Source organism: Bradyrhizobium pachyrhizi, assembly GCF_029714545.1.
Classification (GTDB): domain Bacteria; phylum Pseudomonadota; class Alphaproteobacteria; order Rhizobiales; family Xanthobacteraceae; genus Bradyrhizobium; species Bradyrhizobium pachyrhizi.
In genome coordinates this window covers 3,387,124-3,409,203 of sequence record NZ_CP121667.1, presented here as the reverse complement: position 1 = coordinate 3,409,203, position 22,080 = coordinate 3,387,124, and the positions used below count along the sequence as shown (strand labels likewise).

Annotated in this window: 23 protein-coding genes; 13 read left to right on the top strand and 10 right to left on the bottom strand. The window is 62.4% G+C overall.

Annotated features, from left to right (window positions below; all coding sequences use genetic code 11):
- Positions 1-100 precede the first annotated feature (100 nt).
- Together QA639_RS15635 and QA639_RS15630 are read left to right on the top strand one after the other, a co-directional pair.
- The gene (locus QA639_RS15635; RefSeq protein ID WP_283090181.1) at positions 101-1,720 is read left to right on the top strand and encodes a GMC family oxidoreductase; all 1,620 of its coding nucleotides are present in this window, start codon (positions 101-103) and stop codon (positions 1,718-1,720) included.
- A 6-nt stretch (positions 1,721-1,726) separates the two neighbouring features.
- Complete coding sequence (locus tag QA639_RS15630) at positions 1,727-2,629, top strand: alpha/beta fold hydrolase (protein ID WP_028331688.1); 903 nt, start codon at positions 1,727-1,729, stop codon at positions 2,627-2,629.
- A gap of 1 nt (position 2,630) precedes the next feature.
- Here QA639_RS15630 and QA639_RS15625 read toward each other — a convergent pair whose 3' ends face one another.
- The gene (locus QA639_RS15625) at positions 2,631-3,599 is read right to left on the bottom strand and encodes a LysR substrate-binding domain-containing protein (RefSeq protein WP_283090180.1); all 969 of its coding nucleotides are present in this window, start codon (positions 3,597-3,599) and stop codon (positions 2,631-2,633) included.
- A gap of 109 nt (positions 3,600-3,708) precedes the next feature.
- Between QA639_RS15625 and phnA the strand changes: the two genes are divergently transcribed.
- Positions 3,709-4,941, top strand: coding sequence for a phosphonoacetate hydrolase (gene phnA, locus QA639_RS15620; protein WP_157347930.1), 1,233 nt, complete (start codon positions 3,709-3,711; stop codon positions 4,939-4,941).
- A 29-nt stretch (positions 4,942-4,970) separates the two neighbouring features.
- The gene (locus tag QA639_RS15615) at positions 4,971-6,272 is read left to right on the top strand and encodes an MFS transporter (RefSeq protein WP_080666918.1); all 1,302 of its coding nucleotides are present in this window, start codon (positions 4,971-4,973) and stop codon (positions 6,270-6,272) included.
- A gap of 262 nt (positions 6,273-6,534) precedes the next feature.
- Here QA639_RS15615 and QA639_RS15610 read toward each other — a convergent pair whose 3' ends face one another.
- The 7 genes from QA639_RS15610 to QA639_RS15580 form a co-directional block, all read right to left on the bottom strand.
- The gene (locus tag QA639_RS15610; RefSeq protein WP_283090179.1) at positions 6,535-7,044 is read right to left on the bottom strand and encodes a DUF2721 domain-containing protein; all 510 of its coding nucleotides are present in this window, start codon (positions 7,042-7,044) and stop codon (positions 6,535-6,537) included.
- A gap of 137 nt (positions 7,045-7,181) precedes the next feature.
- Positions 7,182-8,255 carry a SphA family protein gene (locus QA639_RS15605; protein WP_157347929.1) on the bottom strand — a complete coding sequence of 358 codons (1,074 nt, stop codon included), beginning with the start codon at positions 8,253-8,255 and terminating at the stop codon, positions 7,182-7,184.
- A 142-nt stretch (positions 8,256-8,397) separates the two neighbouring features.
- Complete coding sequence (locus tag QA639_RS15600; protein WP_157347928.1) at positions 8,398-9,507, bottom strand: HlyD family secretion protein; 1,110 nt, start codon at positions 9,505-9,507, stop codon at positions 8,398-8,400.
- A gap of 80 nt (positions 9,508-9,587) precedes the next feature.
- On the bottom strand, positions 9,588-11,021 hold the full coding sequence (locus QA639_RS15595; protein ID WP_283090178.1) for a DUF1254 domain-containing protein: 1,434 nt from the start codon (positions 11,019-11,021) through the stop codon (positions 9,588-9,590).
- Positions 11,022-11,112: 91 nt separating this feature from the next.
- Positions 11,113-11,454, bottom strand: coding sequence for an HdeA/HdeB family chaperone (locus QA639_RS15590; protein WP_028331694.1), 342 nt, complete (start codon positions 11,452-11,454; stop codon positions 11,113-11,115).
- A gap of 106 nt (positions 11,455-11,560) precedes the next feature.
- Positions 11,561-12,229 carry a hypothetical protein gene (locus tag QA639_RS15585; protein WP_198400294.1) on the bottom strand — a complete coding sequence of 223 codons (669 nt, stop codon included), beginning with the start codon at positions 12,227-12,229 and terminating at the stop codon, positions 11,561-11,563.
- A 122-nt stretch (positions 12,230-12,351) separates the two neighbouring features.
- Positions 12,352-12,723, bottom strand: coding sequence for a helix-turn-helix domain-containing protein (locus QA639_RS15580; RefSeq protein ID WP_283090177.1), 372 nt, complete (start codon positions 12,721-12,723; stop codon positions 12,352-12,354).
- Positions 12,724-12,952: 229 nt separating this feature from the next.
- Between QA639_RS15580 and QA639_RS15575 the strand changes: the two genes are divergently transcribed.
- The 4 genes from QA639_RS15575 to QA639_RS15560 all read left to right on the top strand — a co-directional run bounded on the left by QA639_RS15575 (position 12,953) and on the right by QA639_RS15560 (position 16,506).
- Positions 12,953-14,002 carry a helix-turn-helix transcriptional regulator gene (locus QA639_RS15575; RefSeq protein WP_283090176.1) on the top strand — a complete coding sequence of 350 codons (1,050 nt, stop codon included), beginning with the start codon at positions 12,953-12,955 and terminating at the stop codon, positions 14,000-14,002.
- Positions 14,003-14,015: 13 nt separating this feature from the next.
- A complete protein-coding gene (locus QA639_RS15570; protein WP_157347924.1) occupies positions 14,016-14,927 on the top strand; it encodes a hypothetical protein in 912 nt (303 codons plus the stop codon).
- 759 nt (positions 14,928-15,686) lie between these two features.
- Positions 15,687-16,106, top strand: coding sequence for a hypothetical protein (locus QA639_RS15565; protein ID WP_080666919.1), 420 nt, complete (start codon positions 15,687-15,689; stop codon positions 16,104-16,106).
- Between the two features lie 166 nt (positions 16,107-16,272).
- Positions 16,273-16,506 (top strand): hypothetical protein, encoded by a 234-nt coding sequence (locus QA639_RS15560; protein ID WP_028331701.1) that lies wholly within the window; start codon positions 16,273-16,275, stop codon positions 16,504-16,506.
- Positions 16,507-16,584: 78 nt separating this feature from the next.
- Here QA639_RS15560 and cax read toward each other — a convergent pair whose 3' ends face one another.
- Complete coding sequence (gene cax / locus QA639_RS15555; protein ID WP_157347923.1) at positions 16,585-17,688, bottom strand: calcium/proton exchanger; 1,104 nt, start codon at positions 17,686-17,688, stop codon at positions 16,585-16,587.
- A gap of 401 nt (positions 17,689-18,089) precedes the next feature.
- Between cax and QA639_RS15550 the strand changes: the two genes are divergently transcribed.
- Positions 18,090-18,464 carry a Spy/CpxP family protein refolding chaperone gene (locus QA639_RS15550; protein WP_283090175.1) on the top strand — a complete coding sequence of 125 codons (375 nt, stop codon included), beginning with the start codon at positions 18,090-18,092 and terminating at the stop codon, positions 18,462-18,464.
- Between the two features lie 189 nt (positions 18,465-18,653).
- Here QA639_RS15550 and QA639_RS15545 read toward each other — a convergent pair whose 3' ends face one another.
- Entirely contained in the window at positions 18,654-19,061 is a 408-nt protein-coding gene (locus QA639_RS15545; RefSeq protein WP_283090174.1) for a GFA family protein, read from the bottom strand.
- A 253-nt stretch (positions 19,062-19,314) separates the two neighbouring features.
- Here QA639_RS15545 and QA639_RS15540 point away from each other — a divergent pair, with 253 nt between their 5' ends.
- From QA639_RS15540 to QA639_RS15525, 4 genes are all read left to right on the top strand, one after another.
- The gene (locus QA639_RS15540; protein WP_057015687.1) at positions 19,315-20,268 is read left to right on the top strand and encodes a metallophosphoesterase family protein; all 954 of its coding nucleotides are present in this window, start codon (positions 19,315-19,317) and stop codon (positions 20,266-20,268) included.
- A gap of 12 nt (positions 20,269-20,280) precedes the next feature.
- The gene (locus QA639_RS15535; RefSeq protein ID WP_028331706.1) at positions 20,281-20,604 is read left to right on the top strand and encodes a cupredoxin domain-containing protein; all 324 of its coding nucleotides are present in this window, start codon (positions 20,281-20,283) and stop codon (positions 20,602-20,604) included.
- 94 nt (positions 20,605-20,698) lie between these two features.
- Entirely contained in the window at positions 20,699-21,256 is a 558-nt protein-coding gene (locus tag QA639_RS15530) for a sigma-70 family RNA polymerase sigma factor (protein ID WP_018270594.1), read from the top strand.
- A complete protein-coding gene (locus QA639_RS15525) occupies positions 21,253-22,023 on the top strand; it encodes an anti-sigma factor family protein (RefSeq protein WP_028331707.1) in 771 nt (256 codons plus the stop codon). The genes QA639_RS15530 and QA639_RS15525 overlap by 4 nt, the downstream gene beginning before the upstream one ends.
- The last annotated feature ends 57 nt before the right edge of the window (positions 22,024-22,080 follow it).

Below are 22,080 nucleotides of genomic sequence, written 5' to 3'. Positions count from 1 at the left end.
TTCTTGTATTGACGCGTTTTCTTCACGCGAACCGGGCTCCACTTCGCTCGAAAACGCTATAGAAGGGGCCCAACAAAAGACGCTTGCCGGGAACGAGGACATGCCGCGAAGGCTCGAGGGTGATTTCGACTACATTATCGTCGGCGCAGGCACGGCGGGCTGCATCATGGCCAACCGCCTGTCGGCCGATCCGAAGAAGCGCGTGCTGCTGCTGGAAGCCGGCGGCAAGGACAACTGGATCTGGTTTCATATCCCGGTCGGCTATCTCTTCGCGATCGGCAATCCGCGCTCGGACTGGATGTTCAAGACCGAGGCCGAGCCCGGCCTCAACGGCCGCGCGCTCGCCTACCCGCGCGGCAAGGTGATCGGCGGCTCCTCCGCCATCAACGCCATGATCTCGATGCGCGGCCAGGCCGCTGATTACGACCACTGGCGGCAGCTCGGCCTCACCGGCTGGAGCTACAGCGACGTGCTGCCGGCGTTCAAGCGGCTGGAGGATCATTTCCTCGGTGAAAGCGAGCATCATGGTGTCGGCGGCGGCTGGCGCATCGAGGCGCCGCGGCTGTCGTGGCAGATCCTCGATGCGGTCGGCGATGCCGCCGAGGAGATGGGCATCAAGCGCATCCCGGATTTCAACACCGGCGACAACGAGGGCACCAGCTACTTCCACGTCAACCAGAAGCGCGGCCGGCGCTGGTCGTCGGCGCGCGGCTTCCTCAAACCGGTGCTGAACCGCAGCAATCTCAGGCTCGAAACCGACGTGCTGGTCGACCGCCTGGTCATCGAGAGCGGCCGCGCCGCCGGCGTGCTGTTCCGCCAGGGCAATGAGACCGTGGAGGCGCACGCCAGGGGTGAGGTGATCCTCTGCGCCGGTTCGATCGGAACCACGCAGGTGCTGCAGCGCTCCGGCATCGGTCCGTCCGAATGGCTGTCGCCGCTCGGCATCGACATCGTGCTCGACGTGCAGGGCATCGGCCATAACCTGCAGGATCATCTGCAGCAGCGCGCGATCTACAAGGTCTCCGGCGTGCGTACGCTGAACGAAACCTATTACAATCTGGTTCGCCGCGGCCTGATGGGCCTCGACTACGCATTTCGCCGCCGCGGGCCGCTGACCATGGCGCCGTCGCAGCTCGGCATCTTCACGCGCTCGGACGCGACGCGCTCGCGCGCCAACATCCAGTTCCACGTGCAGCCGCTGTCACTCGACAAGTTCGGTGATCCGCTGCACCGCTTCCCCGCGATCACGGTGAGCGCCTGCAATCTGCAGCCGAGCTCGCGCGGCACCGTGCGCATCAAATCGTCCGCACCCGACGACAAGCCGTCGATCGCGCCGAATTATCTGTCGACCGACGACGACCGCCAGGTCGCGGCCGACGCCATCCGCACCACGCGCAGACTGATGAAGCAGAAGGCGCTGGAGAAATATCATCCCGAGGAATTCCTGCCCGGCCCCTCGGTCGGCGACGACGATGCCTCGCTCGCCAAGGCTGCCGGCGACATCGGCACCACGATCTTCCATCCCGTCGGCACCGCGAAGATGGGAACGGCCAACGATCCGATGGCCGTGGTCGATGAGCGGCTCCGCTTCTACGGCCTGCACGGCCTGCGCATCGCGGATGCCTCCGTGATGCCGACCATCACATCGGGCAATACTAACACGCCGACGGCGATGATCGCCGAAAAGGCCGCGGCGATGATCCTGCAGGATGCGCGATAGCAGAACATGACCGAGCCGCAGCGTCTCTTTGTTGGCGATGACGGCGCGAACATCGCAGTGTCGCGATGGGGCGAGCCTGCGTCGGACAAGCCGCCGGCACTGCTGCAGCACGGCACAGGCTTTGTCGCGGAGGTGTGGACCGAGGTCGCAGAGGCGCTAGCGGCCGATTACACCGTCTATGCGCTCGACCGCCGCGGCCACGGCCTGAGCCACAAGCCGCCGGCCGATCGCTATCACTTCCGGGATTTTGCCGAAGACGTCCGCATGGTGGTGGAGCGCCTCGACCTCCATGACATCTACGGTATCGGTCACAGTGCCGGCGCAACCGACCTGCTGCTCGCAGCCAGACTGATGCCCGGTCGCTTCGCGCGCCTGCATGTCACGGAGCCGACCGCGATGGATCCGCGCGCGCCGCGCGCCGGCGGTCTCAGCGAGATCGCGAACGGCTCGGTGCAGGGCGCGCTGCGCCGCCGGGCCGAGTTCGACAACGCCGACGACCTGTTCCGGCGGCTGCGCGCCGCGCCGACCTTCGCAACATGGACCGAACCATCGTTGCGGGCCTATGTCCATCATGGCTTCGCAAAGCTCGACGACGGCCGCGTGCGCTTGCACTGCACGCCCGAAATCGAATCCGCGATGCTGCTGCCGATCTTCCAGGCCATGGAGCAGATCTATACCGGCGATGGCCGCGGCAATCCGTTCCCGTGGTTCTCCGACATCGCCTGCCCGGTCTGCATCGCGACCGCCGAACAGTCATGGCCGATCTACAAGGAGATGGCAGGCCGCGCCGCGGCGCTGATCCCGCATGCGAGCCGCTGGACGTTCGACGGCGTCGGACATTGCGTCGCGCAGGAAGCGCCGGAGCTGATGGTGGCAGCGCTCAGGGCTTTTGCAACACGAACCGGCTAGATCAACGGCTGCGCCTGGAGCTCGATTTCACCGGACGTGGACATTCTCCGGTCCGCTGTGTTGCGCGCGGCGCCTTGGCTTGCGATCGCGCTTCCTGAACCAGCCAGTCCCTGAACTTCTGTGTCGCGGGATCGACGCTGGTGGCCGCGCCATAGCAGAAATAGCATTCACCCGGAAAGTTCAGCTCCGGGAACGGACTTGCCAGATCATGGCTCGCGATCGCCTCTCGCAGGACGTTCTGCGGCGCTACCACCGATCCAAGTCCATCCTTGACTGCCTGTATTGCCACAAACAGGTGATCGAAGCGGTGACCGCCGGCCACGAACGCATCGGTGATGCCCACGTGCTTCAACCATGCCGCCCATTCCTGGGGCCGGGTCATCGACTCGATCAGATGATGGCTTTTGACGTCGGCGGCCTTTGCGAGCGGCTTCCGCGCCAGCAGTTTCGGCGACGTCAATACCGCCAGGTCCTCGCGAAACAGCAGGGCGCGCTCGCTGAGACGCGAGGAAGTCACCGCCGCCTCCCCGCGCGTCACGACAAGGTCATGGGCCGAGAAATTCGGCGGCTGCCCCGTCATCCTGGTTGATACCCACACATCTGTGCGGGGGTTTTGGGCGCGATAGCGATTGACGCGCGGCAGTAGCCAGTACATCGCAAAGGTCGCCGGCGCCTCGATCGTGACCGTGCGGCGCTCGCGCTGGCGCTGCACATAGGCGCAGGCACCGGCAATATCCTCCAGCGCACGCCCCACCTCGCGCGACAGCACAAGGCCGAAGGGTGTGAGAACCAGCCGTCGGCCCTCCAGCGTGAACAGTGCCTGTCCCAGCCAGCGTTCGAGCAACTTGACCTGCTTGCTGACCGCGCTGTGGGTGACGCCGAGCGCGTCCGCAGCGGCGCCGACCCCGCCGGTCTCCGCGACGACGGCGAACGTCCGGAGCGACACCAGTGGAAGATCGCGCAGCTTCATGGGAATGGAAGTTACACGAACCGGTAAATTATTCAATTTTTATTCCGACCGCCGCTTCCTAGGATCGCTCCGAAGCCGCTTATCGGCCCTGGCCGGACAAGGAGCCATCATGATCGAAGTCAACGGGCGGACCTACAGCAAGCCCACACGCCCCACCGTCGTTATCTGCCTCGACGGATGCGACCCGCGCTATCTCAATTTCCCCAACGCGAGGGAGGTGTTCCCCAATATTTCGCGGATGATGCGAAGCGGGTTCGCGGCCCTCGCCGACGCCGCGATGCCGACCTTCACCAATCCGAACAACGTCTCGATCGTGACCGGCGCGCCGCCGGCGGTTCATGGCATCTCCGGAAACTATTATCTCGATCGCGAGACCGGCAAGGAAATCATGATCGTCGATGCAACGCCGATGCGGGCGACGACCATCCTCGCCGAGATGTCGCGCGCCGGCGTTCGCGTCGCTGCGGTGACCGCCAAGGACAAGCTGCGCAAGATGCTCGGCCACCGGATGGAAGGCGGAATTTGCTTCTCGTCGGAGAAAGCCGGAAGCGCGACCATGGCGGAGAACGGCATTGCGGATGTCGAAGCCCTGGTCGGGCGGCCGACGCCCGACATGTACAGCCCCGACCTGTCGCTGTTCGTCCTTGACGCCGGCATCAAGCTTCTTGAGCAAGATCGCGCCGAGCTGCTCTATCTCTCGCTGTCCGATCTGGTTCAGCACGCGCACGGTCCGGGCGAGGCGGCAGCGGATTTCTTTCACCGCGCCGTCGACCAGAAGGTGGGCCGCATCGCCGAGCTTGGCGCCGTGGTCGGGCTGATTGCCGATCACGGGATGAACGACAAGGCGAACACGGACGGAACCCCGCGCGTGATCTTCCTCGAGGACGAGCTGAACCGGCGCTTCGGCCCACGTGCGGCGCGGGTGATCTGTCCGATCACCGATCCGTTCGTGAAGCATCATGGCGCGCTTGGCTCCTTCGTTCGCGTCTACCTGCGTAAGGGGCTCGACCTCGCCGAGGTCATGGAGGCGTCGGCGGCCATTCCGGGAATTGCGCTCGTGCTCGACGGGCCGAGCGCCGCGAGCCGCTACCAAATGCCGCTCGACCGCGAAGGGGATTTCGTCACGATCGGCGACACCCACACGACAATCGGCTCGACGCGGGCGGAGCACGATCTCAGCGGACTCGACGGCCACCGCCTCCGGTCGCATGGCGGACTGAGCGAGCAGATCGTGCCGTTCATCCTGTCGCACCAGCTGAACGATGCCTATCGCAAGCTCGCGAAGACCAGGCGCATGCGCAACTTCGACATCTTCGAGTTTGCGCTGAACGGCGCGCAATAAATCAAAACAAAAGCACAGGAGGACACGCCATGCTCGATACTGGGCAGGCCTTTGCACGGGCGCTCGCAACCGAAACGGCTGCGGCGCAGATGTATCGGCGCTACAAATGGACGGCGCTGCTCGGCGTCTCCTTTTGCTACCTCTTCTACTACCTCGGACGCCAAACCTTTGGCTTTGCCATCCCTGGCATTCAGAGGGAGCTCGGACTATCCAAGGAGATGCTCGGGTGGGTCAGCGCATCGATGCTGTGGGCCTACGCGCTCGGCCAGTCGATCAACGGCAATCTCGGCGACAAATGGGGTGGCCGCGTCATGATGCTCGCCGGCGCGGTCCTCTCGTTCGCGGCGAATTGGGCGACGAGCCTGTCAGGCGGCTTCGTCGCCCTGCTGCTGGCGTGGGGCCTCAACGGATATTTCCAGGCGATGGGATTCGCGCCGGGCAGCCGGCTGCTCTCGAACTGGTGGGGACACCGGCATCGCGGCTTCGTCTATTCATTCTATGTCGGCATGTCCGGATTTTCGTCGGTCCTCGCCTATTTCGTGCCGATCATCATTCTCGGCACGCTCGGGCTCGACTGGCGGTGGATCTTCCGGCTGTCGGTGTTCCTGATGTTGTTCGGCGCCGTCGTCATGTTCCTCGTGGTGCGCGAGCGGCCCGAGGATCTCGGCCTCAAAGGGCCCGCCGACGAGAAGTCGCCCGATGAGGCGGACGGCGACAGCGAGGTCGACACCAAGACCAGCGGCGCGCGCTATCGCGCGGTGCTCTCGAACTGGCGGCTCTATGCAACGGGCCTGTCGATCGGATTTCAGAACGCCGCGCGATACGCCCTGCTGGTCTGGGTCCCCGTCCACTTCCTCGGGCCAAACTGGAAATCGGCTGCGACGGTCATCGATCCGGTCTGGATTACCGTCGCACTGCCGGTCGGGATGGCGCTTGGCGCGTCGACCAACAGCTGGATTTCGGATGTTCTGTTTAGATCACGGCGTTATCTCGCGATCATCTCCTACATGGTGATGGCCGCGATCATCGCGCTCGCGATGGAGCTCGTGCCACACGGCAGCCTGGTCGGGATCGCGGGCCTGTTCCTGTGCGGCTTCTTCGTGTTCGGCCCGGCGTCGTCGTTCTGGGCGCTATGTCCCGACATCTTCGGCCGTCGCCTGGCCGGAACCGCAACCGGCGTCCTCAATTTCATTTCGTACGCCTGCGCCGGGATTGGCGAGCCGTTGATCGGGCGATTCATGGATCACACCGGCAATACGGCGATCATCTTTCCGACCGTCGCATGCCTGTGCGCAGCGAGCGCCGTCTCGGCGCTGCTCATCAGGCGATAGGGGCTGAACGCCCGCCAAAAGAAAATCGCCGTCCCATTGCGGGGACGGCGCAGGCTGCTCACGCAGTGCCAAAACGGCTAGTGCTGCCGTAGTTCTCGGCGTGATGCCGGCTCGCCTCGGTGTGGTGGTACTGGGCATGGGGCCGTTCATCTATGTCGCGGGTCGATTCCATGTTGCGGCACGCATAGTCGCATCCGTCGGAAGCGGCAACGCCCTCATCGGCTTCCGCGCGCGCGTTAAGGCGTGAATGTATCAATTGCATCTAGCCGTAGTGATCGAGCTCGCTCAGGGCAATTCGGACCTCTCGCGCGAAATCGACCAACGACACGATGAAAGCCACAACGGAGACAATGAAGAGGATGGCGACGCCCCGCTCGTGTTGGATGTGAAGGAACGCACTCACAAAGCCGACGACGATGACAATGCTGATCGAGATGCTTCCCATGATAGACCAGAAGATCGCACGATTGATCATGGTGGCACGCCGAGCAAGACGCGGCAGGTCTGCCTTGAGCCGGCATCTCTCCTGATCCTGATCCGAAATTTGGTTCAGGTAAATCGATCTGTCGATGATCCGGTTCAGGCGGGAAATCAGCACCGCGATAAAGGCCGCCAATGCGCCGAGCAGAAATGCGGGCGCCGCCGCTTGAGAAATCACCTGAGAGAGCTGACCGACCGACGGCGTATCCGGTAACATCGACTCCACTTTCGGGTTAGCGCGGCTGAAATCAATCGGCCGAGCATTGGCAACCTGGGCCCTGCGGCCTGACAATCACGACGCCCGCGTATCGAACCGGCGTCGGCGAAAATTGCCGGGCGGCGTCCGAACGGCGGGCATCGGCAGCCACCGGCACGGTTGCGGCCCATAGTGGCGTGATCTCGGCACAATCGAAGGCGCCAGCAGCGCTGCTATTTTGTCGCGACCCGTCGGGTCGGCGTCACGGTGCTGGTCGGCGCCATCGGAGAGATCGAGAACGTCAACCAGGTGTTCCAGCCGGCCGGGCGATTCTCTGCTGCAAATTCTCCATACCCTTTGAGATTCAGATAACCCTGCATGTCACCTACGGGAAACAGGAAGCCGATCTGCGGACCAACGCCAAGCACTCGGGACCGGAAGCCTCCCAGGACAGGGTGCTGGCCGAAATCGTCGGTGATCTGCTGATAGGCATATCCAACCAGGCCAACGAAAACCTGCTTCGACAGGAACTGGGAGGCGCCCCAATCCAGATGGAAGTCGACCCCGTTCTGGTACTGGGTATCCGGATTCTTGAAATTGTAGGTGAAGCCCGCGACCGCGGAAAATTCGTGGCCCGCCTGCTGGTTGAAGTAGGTGTAGCCGCCGCCGGCATCGATGGCCGCGTGACCGATGCCGAGATTGGCAAGGCTGCTCGGGCTGTATGCTCCGACCGGGATGTCTCCTGTTACATAGCTCATGAAATTGTGCACCCCGGCGTTCCACTTCAGCGTCGCCTGCGGGTAGAGGTCGCCAACTGATGTGATCGAATCGCCGAAGCTGCCGGTGCGGGTTGTCGCCAGCGGACCGACGGCCGCCGTCAGCGTCCCCGCAAGATCCGCGCTCGACCGTCCGAACAGCCCGGTCACGCCGATGGCAAGTTGGCCACCCAGCACCGGCGTTGCGAACGTATAAGTGGGATTGAGAAGGATGAGATCCGCCTGCGCGTTGAGATGCAGATTTAGATCGACGTTTGCCGCGGCGGGGATTCTGCCGACCTGGATTTCCCTGGCGGCCGCGGCATTGCCGAATGCACTTACGCTGGTGTGATAGTAGACCTCCGCCATCGACCAGCCGGGGACCTGCGGGGTCGCAGCGAGGCTGCCGAAGCGGCCGGGAAGCCAATATGAGACGCCGGCCTCGTCGGCACGCGCGGCGCCGGACAGGAATCCGGAAACCGCCAAAGCCACGCCGATGGCCGGGCCGATGCGGCGACGATCTAACTTCGCTTCGCATATGCGGTCCTTCATCTGTTCGCCCTCCATTTCACACCCACAGCAACAGCCCTGACTGGATATCTCGCTCTATGGGCAACCGGCCAGATCGTCCCATTGTGTGGCTTTGGGACCACGCTCCGCAATATGCGAGCCGCTATACATCTATCGTACCGTCTCATAGATATGCCGTGTACGAGCTGACCCAAACCAGGATCGACATGATCAGGCCGATGACGCCGGCGTTCTCTGCAAATACGGTTGCCGTTCCGGGCATTCCGAGCCTGAGCTGACTTAGGTCGATGTCTTTCGGCACGGAAATGACGGCCGGATAGGCCTTGGCGCCGCTGATCGAGCCGACCTTCGCCAGCGTTCCGGAAACTGCTATCTCGCCTTGTCCGACGCCCTGCGGGATGCCCAAGATCGTCGCCTGGTGGATGCGGCCGGGATCGTTGTCGAACACAAGCTTGACCGTCGCGCCGGGCTTGATGGTCTGGAATCCGTTCGGGGAGAACATGCCGACGATGGTGATGTCATCGCTGATGATGAACGACATCACCGCCTTGTGTTGACCTGCTCGGTCGCCGACCGACAGCGCCATGACCGTGACGTAGCCATCGCCGGGCGCGCGGATGGTCGTCTGCTCGAGCTCCCATTTGGCATGGTCGAGTTGAGCCTGGATTTGTGCGACGGTGGTGTTGACGCCGCCGATCTCGGCATCCATGGCGAGCCTAGCGCTTTGCTGCGCCGCCTTTGCCGCTAAAAGTTGCGCGCTCACGGTTTCCTGCTGGACCTGGGTGTCCTGCAGCCGAAACTCGCTTTGCGCGCCTTCTCCGGTCATCTGCGTGTAATCGGTGAGCCGCTTGTTGTGATAGGCGAGTTGCTTGGTCAGCCCGTCGACGTTGGCGCTCGCCTGCTCGTAACCGGCCTTGAGCTCCAGCACCTGCTGCCTGGCCCCGGCCAGCGACGCCTCGAGTTGGTCGACCTTGAACCGGAACGGCGCCGGATCGATGCGGAACAACGTGGTCCCGACCTTCACTGGTACGTTGGGCTTAACCGGGATCGCAATGACCTGACCGGAGACGTTGGGCGCGACTTCGACGACCCGCGAGATCACGACGAAGCTTCCCGACGGGGTCAAATAGTTGAACATGGCCAGGAATGTCGCGAGGATGAATGCGCCGACGAGCACGGCGGCGGTGCCGGAAGCCCAGCCCCATTTGACCAGCTTCAGCCTGGAGAAGATGAGCCACACCAGGACGAGGTAAAGGGTCAGGATGATAAGCATGAAAGAACCGTCAGAACCCTAAAGTTCTTGCCGGCGGTCTGCCCGATCCGGGAACAGACCGCCGGCCCGGGCCGATATTCTCAAGCCCCGACCTTCTTGACGGCAGGAACCGTCCAGGTGCCGTTGATGATCGACGGGTCGGTTTCCTGCGGCCAGTACATGCGCAGCATGAGGATGAAATCCCCCTCCGGCGCAGGGAGCCAGTTGGATTCCTTGTCTTTGCCGGGCGAGTCCTTCTGAATGTAGAGATCGGTCGAGCCGTCCGGATTCTCCTTCAGGTTTTCCCGCGCACTGATCGAATATCGGTTGAGCGGATTGTTCACGAAGAAGTAGCTGCTGTCGTACATCGTGAGCGACCAGAATCCCTCGGCCGGAGGCAGGTGGCCTTTGGGAAACCGCATGACGTACTTGTTCGCGCCATTGTACTTGCGGTCGTCCGCATCCTTTTGCGAGGTCGGGTAGACCGCATCCTGCGGACGATTGGCGCCAAGCCCGATCGCGGTCACCAGGGCCCGCATCAGGTAGTCGGTGCCGTAGATGCCGGTTTTCGTCGTGAACGCAAAGCCGTTCTCGTCCCTGACGGCCTTGTTGACCTTGAACTGAAGCATGATCCTGTCGAACGACACCTCCGGGACGCGCTTCAGGAAATCCGCCTTCAGCTTGCTCTCGTCGAAGTCCTGTCCGGGAACGATGCCGATGCGGGCAAATTTGGCGAGCTGGGGCGCGTCCGCCGCGGATGGCGGGTTGGTTTTCATCAGCTCGCACAGCAGCTTGAAATACGACGCCGCGTCCATGCGATTGACCTGTTCGCGGACGGCCGTCTTCATGTCGATCGACGGATCGACCTTTCCCGGAGGCGGCGTGTACGGCTTGCCGTAAGCACTGAGCGGAACGAGCTTGCACTCGTCCTGCAGCTTGTGGACGGCGGCGTAGTCCTCCGGCGTTCCGGTGCAATAGATGCGGCCGAGCAGCCACACGATGTTGGTGGGCGATTTGTACTCCTTCACGCCGTCCGGCAGCGTGCCCTTCCAGCCGGGCCCGGTGATGGCATAGGTTTGTGCGCCGGTGCCGGTGGTGCGCTTGCCCGGCACCTGGAACACCGTCGTCCAGCCATCCAGCATGGGCATCAGGAAATAGCGCCCTTTCATGTCCGGGATGCTGAGGACCCACGGTTCCTTCCCGACGTCGAAGAACGACGTCGTGTAGAGCGTGTCCGCATTGGGTGCGGTGACATCGCGGAACGACGCGTCCGGATACTGGCGCAGCTTGATGATATGGCCCATCGGCCCTCGCGTGCCCACGGGCTCCGCGACGTTGGTGATGATCCTCCGCGTCATCTCCATCGTCACCAACGGATAGCCGAATATGTAGGCGTCGCTCGCGAGCCAGAAGTCTTCAAGGCCCTGGCCGACACCCAGGAAAGCCCCCTCCTCGGCAACGGCCGGTCGACCGATCGCCGCTCCGGTGAGCAGACCCATTCCGCCAAGCGCAAGATTGCGACGAGTGATGTCCATGGTTCTCTCCTTGTGTCAAAATCGAATGGTCTTCAAACGATCGTCGGGCCGCCCCGAGGTCGGCCTGCCGTAAAGGTGTCCGAGCTCACAATTACGGCTGCATCCTGATCCCTAGCGCCGCTCTCATATCCTTGAAGACTACTGCGATCGCCTCGATGATGAGCTGGTCGGGATGAGCCTTGCAGTGCTGGATCACCTCGTGCTCGGCCTCACGGGACTTTTTGATATCGAGGTAATGCTTGCGCGCGAGGCCGTTGTACCAGCCGCTGTACCAGGCAGTGAGAAGATCGGCGTCTCCTTGCCACGTTCCGGCGAGCTGTGCGCATGTCAGCTTCTGAACATCCAGATAGCCTTCGGCATTGGCGTAAGCGCTGAGGTCGGTCTGCGCATGTGCTGATTGAATGCCGGCGATGATCAGCGATGCTGCAATCATAGCGGTTCGTCCCACGATCCTCTCCTGTGAGCTCGTATGTTCGGCTTTAAATCGGGCCGACCTTGCATGGTCGGCCCGGAGGCTGCGACGTGGCCGGTCGCGTTGCTCAGTAGCAAGGCGGATACGGATAGAACCCGCACCGCGGGGCGTAATAGGGATAAGCAGCCGCGGCGCCAAGGGCGGCTGCACCTGCGACTGCAGCGCCGCGATAATAAGCCCCTCGCCACGCGGTTCGACGGGCAACGCCGGCAAAGGACAGCGGCGTGAATGGGCGACCGATGATGTCGATGAAGATCGACGCCGGTCCATCAGCTCCCGCAAGGTCACCTTCGAGCAGATCGACATCGAAAGTCAGCTTGTCGCCGTCGAGCTTGGGCGATTTCAGGACGACGACGGCGTCGGCTACCGACGATCCGTCTTTCCTGAACCCGGACACGGTGGCGTTTGGAGGATCTTTCGCGAAATTGTCGGTGCCATTACCCCAATCCTCGACAATTCGCGATGTGAGATCGTGACCGGCTGCCCTCACGGGCCGATCGGCGAACACGATCGCATTCGGTGAAACCCCCGTCAGCACGAGCTTGCCGTCCTTCAAGCTCGCACCGCGCGAATTGAGGACGAACAGCGATGGCACGACCTCCGGCTTTGCCTGACCTATCGACTTCTCAAGCGGTACATGTGGTTTGGTCTCGGGTGCAGATTGGGAAAGCACCTTATGGGGAGCGGCAATCAATCCGGCGACGCAGAATACCAGCAGAGCTGAGCGAAGGGTCATGGTTGTTATCTCCTTTGGCGCCCTTGGGGAGCGCCGCAACTATTTCGGCAATCAGCTTCGCTACGCATTTCGCGCCAATTCAGATCGCGCGTCTTGCCATTTCGCGCCAATGATACAACTTCTCATCGCCCGGCGGCGTGAGATCTCTTGCGATGGTTCGCCCCGCTCGGCCGATCGGCAAGTTGCTGCTGCCTGTAGGTGATGGGTTGGATTTTCATCAAACGCACGAAAGTGCGGCTGAAGCTGCTGGCATTACTGTATCCCACGAATTTTGCGATTTCCGACAGGCGCTTGCTTGAGTCCCCGAGCAGGCGGCAGGCGATGTCCAGGCGAACTTCGGCGAGCATTTCGCTGTGGCTGGTGCCCAGGCGACCAAGGTGCCGCTGCAACGTGCGCGAGCTGATCTTGAGGGCCTGAGCGGTGCTATCCAGAGTTGCGTCACCGTGTCGCAGCGACGCGACAATGGCCGCGCGGACCGCCTGGGCTGAAGGCAATCGGACAGCTCTCATCGGTTGGTTTGAGGCGTGAGGCCCGTGCTCCTGCAAGAGAAACGACGCATCAGGATAGAGCAGCTTCGGGGATCAATCTGGCCATCAGCCGCCAAAATTATCGTCAAGCGAAATTCGCGAATGCGTGTCGCGTCGGCTGCTCGATAAAGACAACGCAAGAGGAGTTCCGGTCTGCTAAGCTGCAATCGCGGCAAAACTTCTTGGGCAGGTAGTAATGACCGTCATTCCATTGATCCGTTGTCAATTCTTGATCCCATTCGCTGAGCTTCATTCCGAAACTGGCGGGCCTACGGCGGCACTCCTCGCCAAATTTCAACTTCCGACGTCTTTTGAAGAGAAAGCGGACCATTATGTACCTTTGCTGCCTGCTGTTCGGTTCGCGACGGCCGCTCAGCAAAAGCAGGGCCTGTCGGAAATCGCCTTTCGCGCAGCCCAGCGAACCTCGTTTGAACATTTGAGCGAAGCCATGCGCGCGCGCGTGCGCCATGCGCCGACCCTGTTGGTTGCCTTGCAGCAAACCTGCCGGTGGGCACCGTGCGAGGATACGATCCTCCAACTATGGCTCGAGCCAAGCGGCGAGAACTTGAAGATTTGCAGTAAGCTCATTGGAACGGAGGGAATTTCCCATCTTGAGATATCCCAGTGGCTTCAGAACATATTCGTGCTGCACATCGTCCGTCAGTTCGCCGGGGCAAGCTGGTCTCCGAGAGTGATTGCATTTGAAGCGTCCTATACGCCGAGCCCTGAGGTCCAGTCGCATTGGCCGAACACGCGGTTCCTGTCGGGTCAGAAGGCCTCATGGATCGAGGTGCCGGTAAAACTCCTCAGTCTTGCAAATCCCTCAAATGACTTTCGGCCGGCGCCGTCCGATCACGAGCCGCAGTCATTCGGCAAGGACGTCGTCAGCGCATTGAGGCTGAGCTTGCCCTCCTACCTTGACCAAGGAGGTCTCACGATAACGCAGGCGGCCGAGATGATGGGAGTGAGCACCAGGAGTTTGCAACGGAGGCTTTCGCTCGCCGGGCTGACATATTCGGGTCTGGTTGAGCAGGCTCGCTTCAACAATGCGGCCAAGCTTTTGGGCGCCACTGAAATCAAGATCATCGACGTGGCACTCTCATCGGGCTATGCCGACCCGGCTCATTTTACGCGTGCCTTCCGCCGGATCTCCGGCTGCACCCCGCGGGAGTTTCGGGTGAGATCGAGGAACGGACAAGCTGCGATCGATCAGCGCGCCTCCCTGCCCAATGACAATCGCGCCTAGGAAGGTTTTCGCCTTGAACGCGCCGCTACGTAACAGCGCAGGGCGCTCGGCCTTCAGATTGATCCTGAGGGCGGCGTCATGCGCGGTCCTTATCGTCCCGGTTGCCAAGGCCCTTGCCGCAAATGATGACGGCGTTGCCAATGCTTCGGTGCCGAACATCTACCTCGACCTCAGAACGATCTACGCACAGGTACCGGCGGGGTCGCTCGCGTTCGGCTTTGGACATCCGACGCTGTTCAATACTCAAACGCTTGCGGCATCGGGGAGCGCGGTCTTTCCGGCCGGCCTGCCAGCCGCGAAATCTCTCAACATGGATTTTCCGCTAACGGTCGATGTCACCGATAGCGTGTCGCTCTATGCCGGCGTCTCCGGCAGTTCGACGAACTTCGGGAGTACCGGCTTTTCGTCCTTTCAGGTCACAAGCTGGAATATCGGCTTCCAGGCGGACCTTTATCAGCAGAACGGCGGGACCTTTCCTACCGTGACGCTGCAATCAACCATCACACAGTCGATTCCCAATGGCCCGCTGGGCACAACCTCCTTCAACAACATTCTCGAATTCGACTATGCGCTCGATTCCGATGAAACCCGAGGCTTCCTCGGCGGTGTCCAATACACCCGAACCGACGCCGGCAGTGCGCTGGGGAGGATCAATCCGAACACGATTGCTTATGTCGGCGGCTACTATCAATGGCCGAACGATTGGAAATTTACCGGCCGCGTGGGCGTGCAATCCTTCGAGGGCGCGCAACTTATGAACGTCGCCTCGATTCAGCCTTTCGCGCAACCGATCGTGCGGTTCGATCTCGACCGCATGGACGATAATGACAACCGATTGTTTGGCCTCACAGCCGAAATCATGTGGGTGCCGAAACCCGCCTATCAACTGACGTTCAGAACGCCTCTGTATGCCGTCAAGAACTAGCCGGCGTCCCGGCGCACGAGCAAGCAAGCACCGAGACCATCCGACGAGGGTGCAAACGACCCGCCCCCCGGCCGCGCTCCGACGACGGGTATATCTGCCCCGTGTCGCCTTGGCTGTGTCCTCTGCGGCCATCACCGGGTCGGCCATCGGCCCGTCGGGATGCGGCACCAATCGGTGCAGTGACACGGCCAAACGGTCATGGCGTCAGCCGTCACCTCGAAAGCCGAAGCGCGCCGATGGCAACCGATCGTCAGGCTATCATTGATCGTCGAACAGCTTCGCCGAGGAGACCGGCGCGCGTTCCGGCTGGATCGTCAGCCGATAGGCGATCAGGTTGGTGCCATCGAATGCCTCGAGCAAGTAGTCGCAAACGGGACAGTGATACTCACCTTTGGCGCCAGGTTCTGACCATAGCTCCAACCGCCGGAAACCTGCGCCACAGCACGCGCACGTTACATCCGCTTTCCGCACGTTGATCCTCTTGGCTGCGTTCTGCAGGACGTAAAAACACCAGGTGAACTCGGCAAGGAAACGATGGCTGTCGCCTGACTGAGGCGAAAGCAAATGCCATGGAACTCACGTTCGCATTCCAGGCAAGATGCTTCGGCAGCAGTACAGATTGTGCCTGGGGTTGATGACAGCTGCCTGACCCTTTTCGAACGCGCGCCCTGCTGCATTCCGTTGATCTACGTCAATCTCGCGAGACGAAATTGTCGCAGTGTCGCCGTTCGCAATATTGTCCGATAGGGAGGACACGCCATGCTTCGTTGTATCCTCGCCGCTCTGGCGGCTCTGGTTCTCGTCGCTGTCTGCCTGATTCCTGATGACGCCTATGCCCGTCGCGGAGGAGGCGGCGGCTTCCGCGGCGGCGGAGGCGGCTTTCACGGCGGCGGGATGCGTGGCGGTGGCATGCATGTAGGCGGCGGACGAGTTCACGGTGGAGGATATCGCGTTGCAGGGCGTCCGGGCTATCCCGGTCGACCGATTGCAGGGCGCCCTGGCCGCCCGGTCGCCGGCTATCCCGGCTACGGCAGAGGCTACTATCGGCCGGGCTGGGGTTATGGTGCTGCTGCCGTCGGCGCTGCAGCCGCAGCCGGCGCGTATGGCGCCTATGGCTACTACGGCAACCAAGGCTGCTACTACAATGAATACGGGCAAATGGTCTGCCCGCAGTATTGATCCGGCTGAGCCGCAATGGATGGACATGCGGTTGCACCGCACCGGCTCGCTGTCGAGTTCCGGTCAGGCATCGGCATGTCCATGTTGAATGGATCGACCGCAAAGGGACGCCACGATCGCCATCGTGGCGGTCCCTTGAATTTCGCTTTTCCAGGGAGATGGCTCGATGGAGTACGACGCCTTCACCGACGCGAGCCTTAAGATGATGTACGAGGCTGTTCGCGGCGCGCTCGAAGCCGACGATGAGTTCGAGGCAAACGGTGAAGATCCAAAATTCCGGGTCCGGTCGACGGCCGAATGGAAGCGGCATGCCAGCAATCTTGAGGCCGAGATTCTGAAACGGGGGCTCCAGATCGACATTATCGACTGGACGCGCGGTCAGAGCGAGCTACCGCTGTAAAGCCATCAGGGGTCCGCGTGAACGCGACGAGGAACACGCGCCCTCGTCCGGATCGGTGCCGGCAACGCTCGCCGCTGGTCAAACCGGGCCGTGCGATCCCGGTGGCACCATGTACAGGGTCATGGCGAAAATCGCATAGATGAGCACGAGCAAGGCACCGATAAACCATGCCGACCGTCCGCTGTTGGTGATGAAGCAGGAAGTCACGGAGGCGATCATGACCATCGTCACGGCCCCCGGCCAAAACTGCAAATCCATCGGCTTCGGACCGACGACGTAGCTCAGAAGCACCAGCGCCGGCGCGACGAACAAGGCGATTTGAGACGCGCTGCCGAGCGCGATGCTGACGCTCATATCGAGACGGTTCTTGCGCGCCGCAGAAAACGCGACCGCCATTTCTGCCGCGGCGCCGACCAGCGCGACGATGATGAAACCGACGAACGCCGGGCTCAATCCGAGCGTCTCGCCCGCTTTCTGCACCGAGCTCACGAATATTTCGCTGACCAGTGCAACCAGCACCGTGACGACGAGAAGGGTACCTAACGCAAGTCCGATCGGCCAGCCGGCGCCGCCGGTTTCGCCATGCTCCTCGCTTGCGAACAGCTCCTTGTGTGTCTTGAGCGAGAACAGCAAGCCGAGCCCATAGGCGCATATCAGCAGCACAGCGAGGCCCGTACTGAGAGCCAGCGCCATGGCCTCGCCGCGCGCCGGATCGAGGTCGGCAACAGCCGAGGGCGCAAGCAGCGCAATCGTGGCCATCAGCAGCAGCGCTGCGTACATCCTCCCGCCGGCCCGATTATACTCCTGAACGTGATGGCGGAGCCCGCCGAGCAGGAATGATGCGCCGAGCATAAAGAGTGAATTGGTGACGATGGCACCGGCGATCGATGCCTTGACCAGCATGTACTCTCCGGCATGCAGCGCGGCGATCGCGATGATCAGCTCGGTCAGATTGCCCAGGGTTGCGTTGAGCAGGCCTCCGACTGCGTCGCCGGTCTTCTCTGCGACGCTTTCCGTCGCGTGGCTGAGAAGGGCGGCCAACGGCACGATGGCAAGGACAGCGAGCACAAACAGGGCGGTGTGGGCGGACGGAGCTGCCGCCTCGACCGCCAGCACGATCGGCACGAAGACCAGCATCCAGAGCAGTGGGTTATGTCGAATTTCCTTGAGCAGATGGTGCATGGTACTACCGCCCGGTCGAAACGAGGTCGACGGCAGTTTCTGAACACCGCGGTCCGCTGAACCTTGATCTAGCTCAATCCGGCGCCACCGTCGCGCCGGTCACGGGTTGAGCCGACAAGCCGATCCGGAGCCTCACGGAATTTCCCGAACGGTCAGAAGCGCGTCCATATTTTCCGGCTCCCTCTCCCGTTTGACCTAGATCAACCCGTGGCCGACATGATTGTGGTTGCTCTCGCGGACATCCTTGATGACCAGCTCAGGAGCTCACAATGACGAGGAACGCAGCTGTCGCAGCGATTGCATTCTTGGTGACGACCTCGTCTCTCGCTTTTGCAGCAGAGACATCCACGACAGTCGGAGCCGCGCAACCCAGTGCAGCCGATCTGAAGAGCCTGACGGACATGCGTGTCGGCATCGTCAAGGCTGCCCTGCAGCTGACACCCGATCAGGAGAAATACTGGCCGGCCATCGAGGATGCCATCCGTGCGCGAGCGAAAAACCGGCAGGCTCGGTTGGAGCGAATTGCCGAACTCCAGGACAACGGACCGATGGAGGCCCTTGGCGGAAGCAATCCGATCGAGATGATGCAACGCAGAGCCGACCGGCTGATTCAGCGCGGGACCGATCTCAAGAAGCTCTCCGATGCCTGGGAGCCGCTCTACAAGACATTGAGCGATGATCAGAAGCGAAGGATGGCATTCGTGTCGTTCGCCATCATGCGCGGCGTACGAAACGCGATCGAGCAGCGTGGCGGTCCGGACGACGAGGACGAATAAGGCCAACCCGACGCAAGCGAACAGCCCGCGCTGGTTTGTGCGTGAAATGGACGCCCGACCAACGCGAGCGTCACGCGCACCTGCCAAAAAGAAAACGCCGTATTGCAACCGTCCATCTATGTTGCGGGCGATTCCATGTCGTGGCGCGCATAGTCGCTTCGCCGGAAAGCACCGCGTTCATCAACCCGGTCATTCCGGCGGCGGAAAGCGGTCGAAGGTCGGCAGCTCATGCGCATCCACCATCCAGCGCAGCCGCTCCGCGACCTGGATATGCATCGTGGCCGGCACCGCATCGGGATCGTCATAGGTGCCGCTCTGGATGTCGATGAACCCGGGCAGCATGTTGCTATTGGTATAGAAAAGTCCGCTGCCGCATTTCGCGCAGAAGTGCCGCCGGCCGTGCTCCGAGGATCGGTAGATCCTGGGCTGCCCCTTGGTCACCTTGACCATGTCCTCGGCAACCATGACCCAGCCGACCATCGGCGCGCCGGCGTGGCGCCGGCAATCGGTGCAGTGACACAAGGCATGCACGACCGGTTCGCCGGTCACCTCGTAACGGATCTCGCCGCAGTGACAGCCGCCGGTGATGTCAGCCATGTTTTCCTCCGCTCGATCAGTGGGTTGTCGGGCGGGTCGATAACGTCGCAAGCACCAACGCTTCAATTGCGCATCTTGCCCTTGCGTCGAGCTGTCGCGCGGTCCCCTGCGCCCGCCGATCATGGCGGGCCGGCGTCGCACCTCACGAAATCGTCATCCCTGCCATCGGCCCCGCCCAGGCCTCGGGAATAAAGCCCCACCCCCGCCGATCACCTCCCCGGAAACCCAATCCCTGGGCCCACGGGAGACTGCCATGAGCGGACACGATCACGACCATCGCGATGAGGAAAAAGGCGTCAGCCGACGCAAGGTGCTCGAATGCATGACCTGGGCCGGCACCGGCGTGCTGTGGACCGTCACCGGCGGCGTGCCGCATTCGCTCGGCATCGTCGGCTCGGCCGCGGCTGCGGAAGCTGCACCCGGCATGACCTTCATGCAGATCAGCGACAGCCATGTCGGCTTCGACAAGCCGGCGAACCCGAACGCCATCGGCACGCTGGAAGAGGCCATCAACAAGGTCCGGGCGATGCAGGTCAAGCCATCCTTCATGATCCACACCGGCGACATCACCCATCTGTCGAAGGCGTCCGAATTCGATGACGCCGATCGCATCATCTCGCAGGCCAAGCTCGACGTGCACTACGTGCCGGGCGAGCACGATTTCATAGACGAGGAGGTCAAGCTCTACAAGGAGCGCTACGGCCGCGGCACCAAGGGTCCGGGCTACTATTCCTTCGATGCCGGCGGCGTGCATTTCATCGGCCTCGTCAACGTCGTCGACCTCAAGGGCGGCGGCCTCGGCAATCTCGGCAACGAGCAGCTCGAATGGCTGGAGAACGACCTCAAGGGCCGCTCGAAGTCGACGCCGATCGTGCTGTTCGCCCACATCCCGCTGTGGACAGTCTATCCGCAATGGGGCTGGGGCACCGAGGACGGCGCCCGTGCGCTGGAATACGTCAAGGGCTTCGGCTCGGTCACCGTGCTCAACGGCCACATCCACCAGGTGATGCAGAAGGTCGAGGGCAACGTCACCTTCCACACCGCGCGTTCGACCGCCTTCCCGCAGCCGGCGCCGGGCTCCGCCCCCTCGCCCGGCCCGATGAAGGTGGAGGATGCCAAGCTGCGCAGCATGCTCGGCGTCGCCAGCATCAACTTCAAGCAGAACAGCCAGCCGCTGGCGATCATCGACACGCCGCTGCAAGGCTGAGGGACAAGACCGATGAGTTCGATCAATCGACGCGACTTCGGGATCGCCGTGGTCGCGACCATGCTGCTGCCGGTCACGGCGGCCCGCGCCGAGGATACCGCGGTTCACATCGACAACTTCTCGTTCACCCCGCCCCAGCTTGAGGTGAAGGTCGGCACCACAGTGACCTGGACCAACCGCGACGACATCCCGCACACCGTGGTGTGTGCGGGCAAATTCCGCTCCAAGACCATGGATACCGACGGCACCTTCTCGTTCACCTTCACGGAGCCCGGCGAGTACAAGTATTTCTGCTCGCTGCATCCGCACATGACAGGCAGTGTCAAGGTTGGGTAACGTGACAACCCATACAATCACAACCATGCCCGGCCGGTGGCCCTCCGCTCCCGGCCGGGCACGAGCCGTCTCTCGACATGCCGGGCAGGACACGATGGTTGTCAACGCGTCGCAAGACGATCCCGAAAAGGCGCGACGCTTCCGCGAGGCCGCGCTGCCGTATCTTGACGATGCCTATACGCTGGCCCGCTATCTGCTGCGCGATGCCGCCGACGCCGAGGATGCGGTGCAGGAATGCTATCTGCGCGCCTACAAGCATTTCGACAGCTACCGCGGACCTGCGATGAAGCCGTGGCTGTTCGCGATCCTGCGCAATGTCTGCCGGGCCGAATATGCAAGGCGCAAGACCGCCCCGACCGCGGTCGAGGAGTTGCCCGAAGGCGGCGAGCAGACCCCGCTGTGGAATGAAGCCCCGGAGACCCCGGAAAAGCAGCTGCTGCGCCGCTTCGACGGCGAGACCGTGCGCAAGCTGGTCGCGGCGCTTGCCGAGCCGTTCCGCGAGACCTTCGTGCTCAGGGAAATCCAGAATCTTTCATACCGCGAGATCGCCGATGTCGCCGCCGTGCCAGTCGGCACCGTAATGTCCCGCCTCGCGCGCGCCCGCGCCATGCTGCGATCGGCCTGGCTTGCGGAACAGGAGCAAGCGAAATGACCTGCGAGGAAGCCGAAGTGCTGATCCACGCGCTGATCGACGGCGAACTCGACGCCGGCCATGCGCGCGAAGTTGAGGCCCATGTCGAGGGGTGCGCACATTGCGCCGCGCTCATGAAGGAGTATCAGGAGATCCGCCAGGCGATCGCCGAGAGCGATTTGCGCTACAAGGCGCCGCTCGAGCTGCGCCGCAAGATCGAGAAGTCACTGCCGCAACCACAAGCGCAGGCGGCGCCGACCCGGCGCTCGGTGCTGCGCGGCTTTGCGCTGGGCTCCGCGGTGTCGGCGATGGCAGCGACCGGCCTTGTCGCGATCGTGCTGCGCAACGATGACGAGCAGCGCATCGAGAACGAGGTGGTGTCGGCGCATCTCCGTTCGCTGCAGGCCGGCCACCTCACCGACGTGATCTCGACGGATCAGCACACGGTCAAGCCCTGGTTCAACGGCAAGCTCGACGTCTCGCCGCCGGTGATCGATCTCACCGCGCAGGGCTTCACGCTGATCGGTGGCCGGCTCGACTACGTCAACGCCCGCGAGATCGGCGCCGTGGTCTACAAGCGGCGCCAGCACGTCATCAACCTGTTCGTGGCGCAGACCGCGAACACCGAACGCAAGACGGCGAAGATCTCGACACTGCAGGGCTTCAATATCCGCCGCTGGAGCGACCGCGGCCTGAATTACTGGGCAGTCAGCGATCTCGGCGCCGACGAACTGAGCGAGTTCGGCGACAAGTTCGAGGGCGCGATGCGCGCGAACAAGGAGGGGTGAGTCTTGTAGCCCGGATGGAGCGCAGCGTAATCCGGGGACGGTCTTACCCGCTTTGAG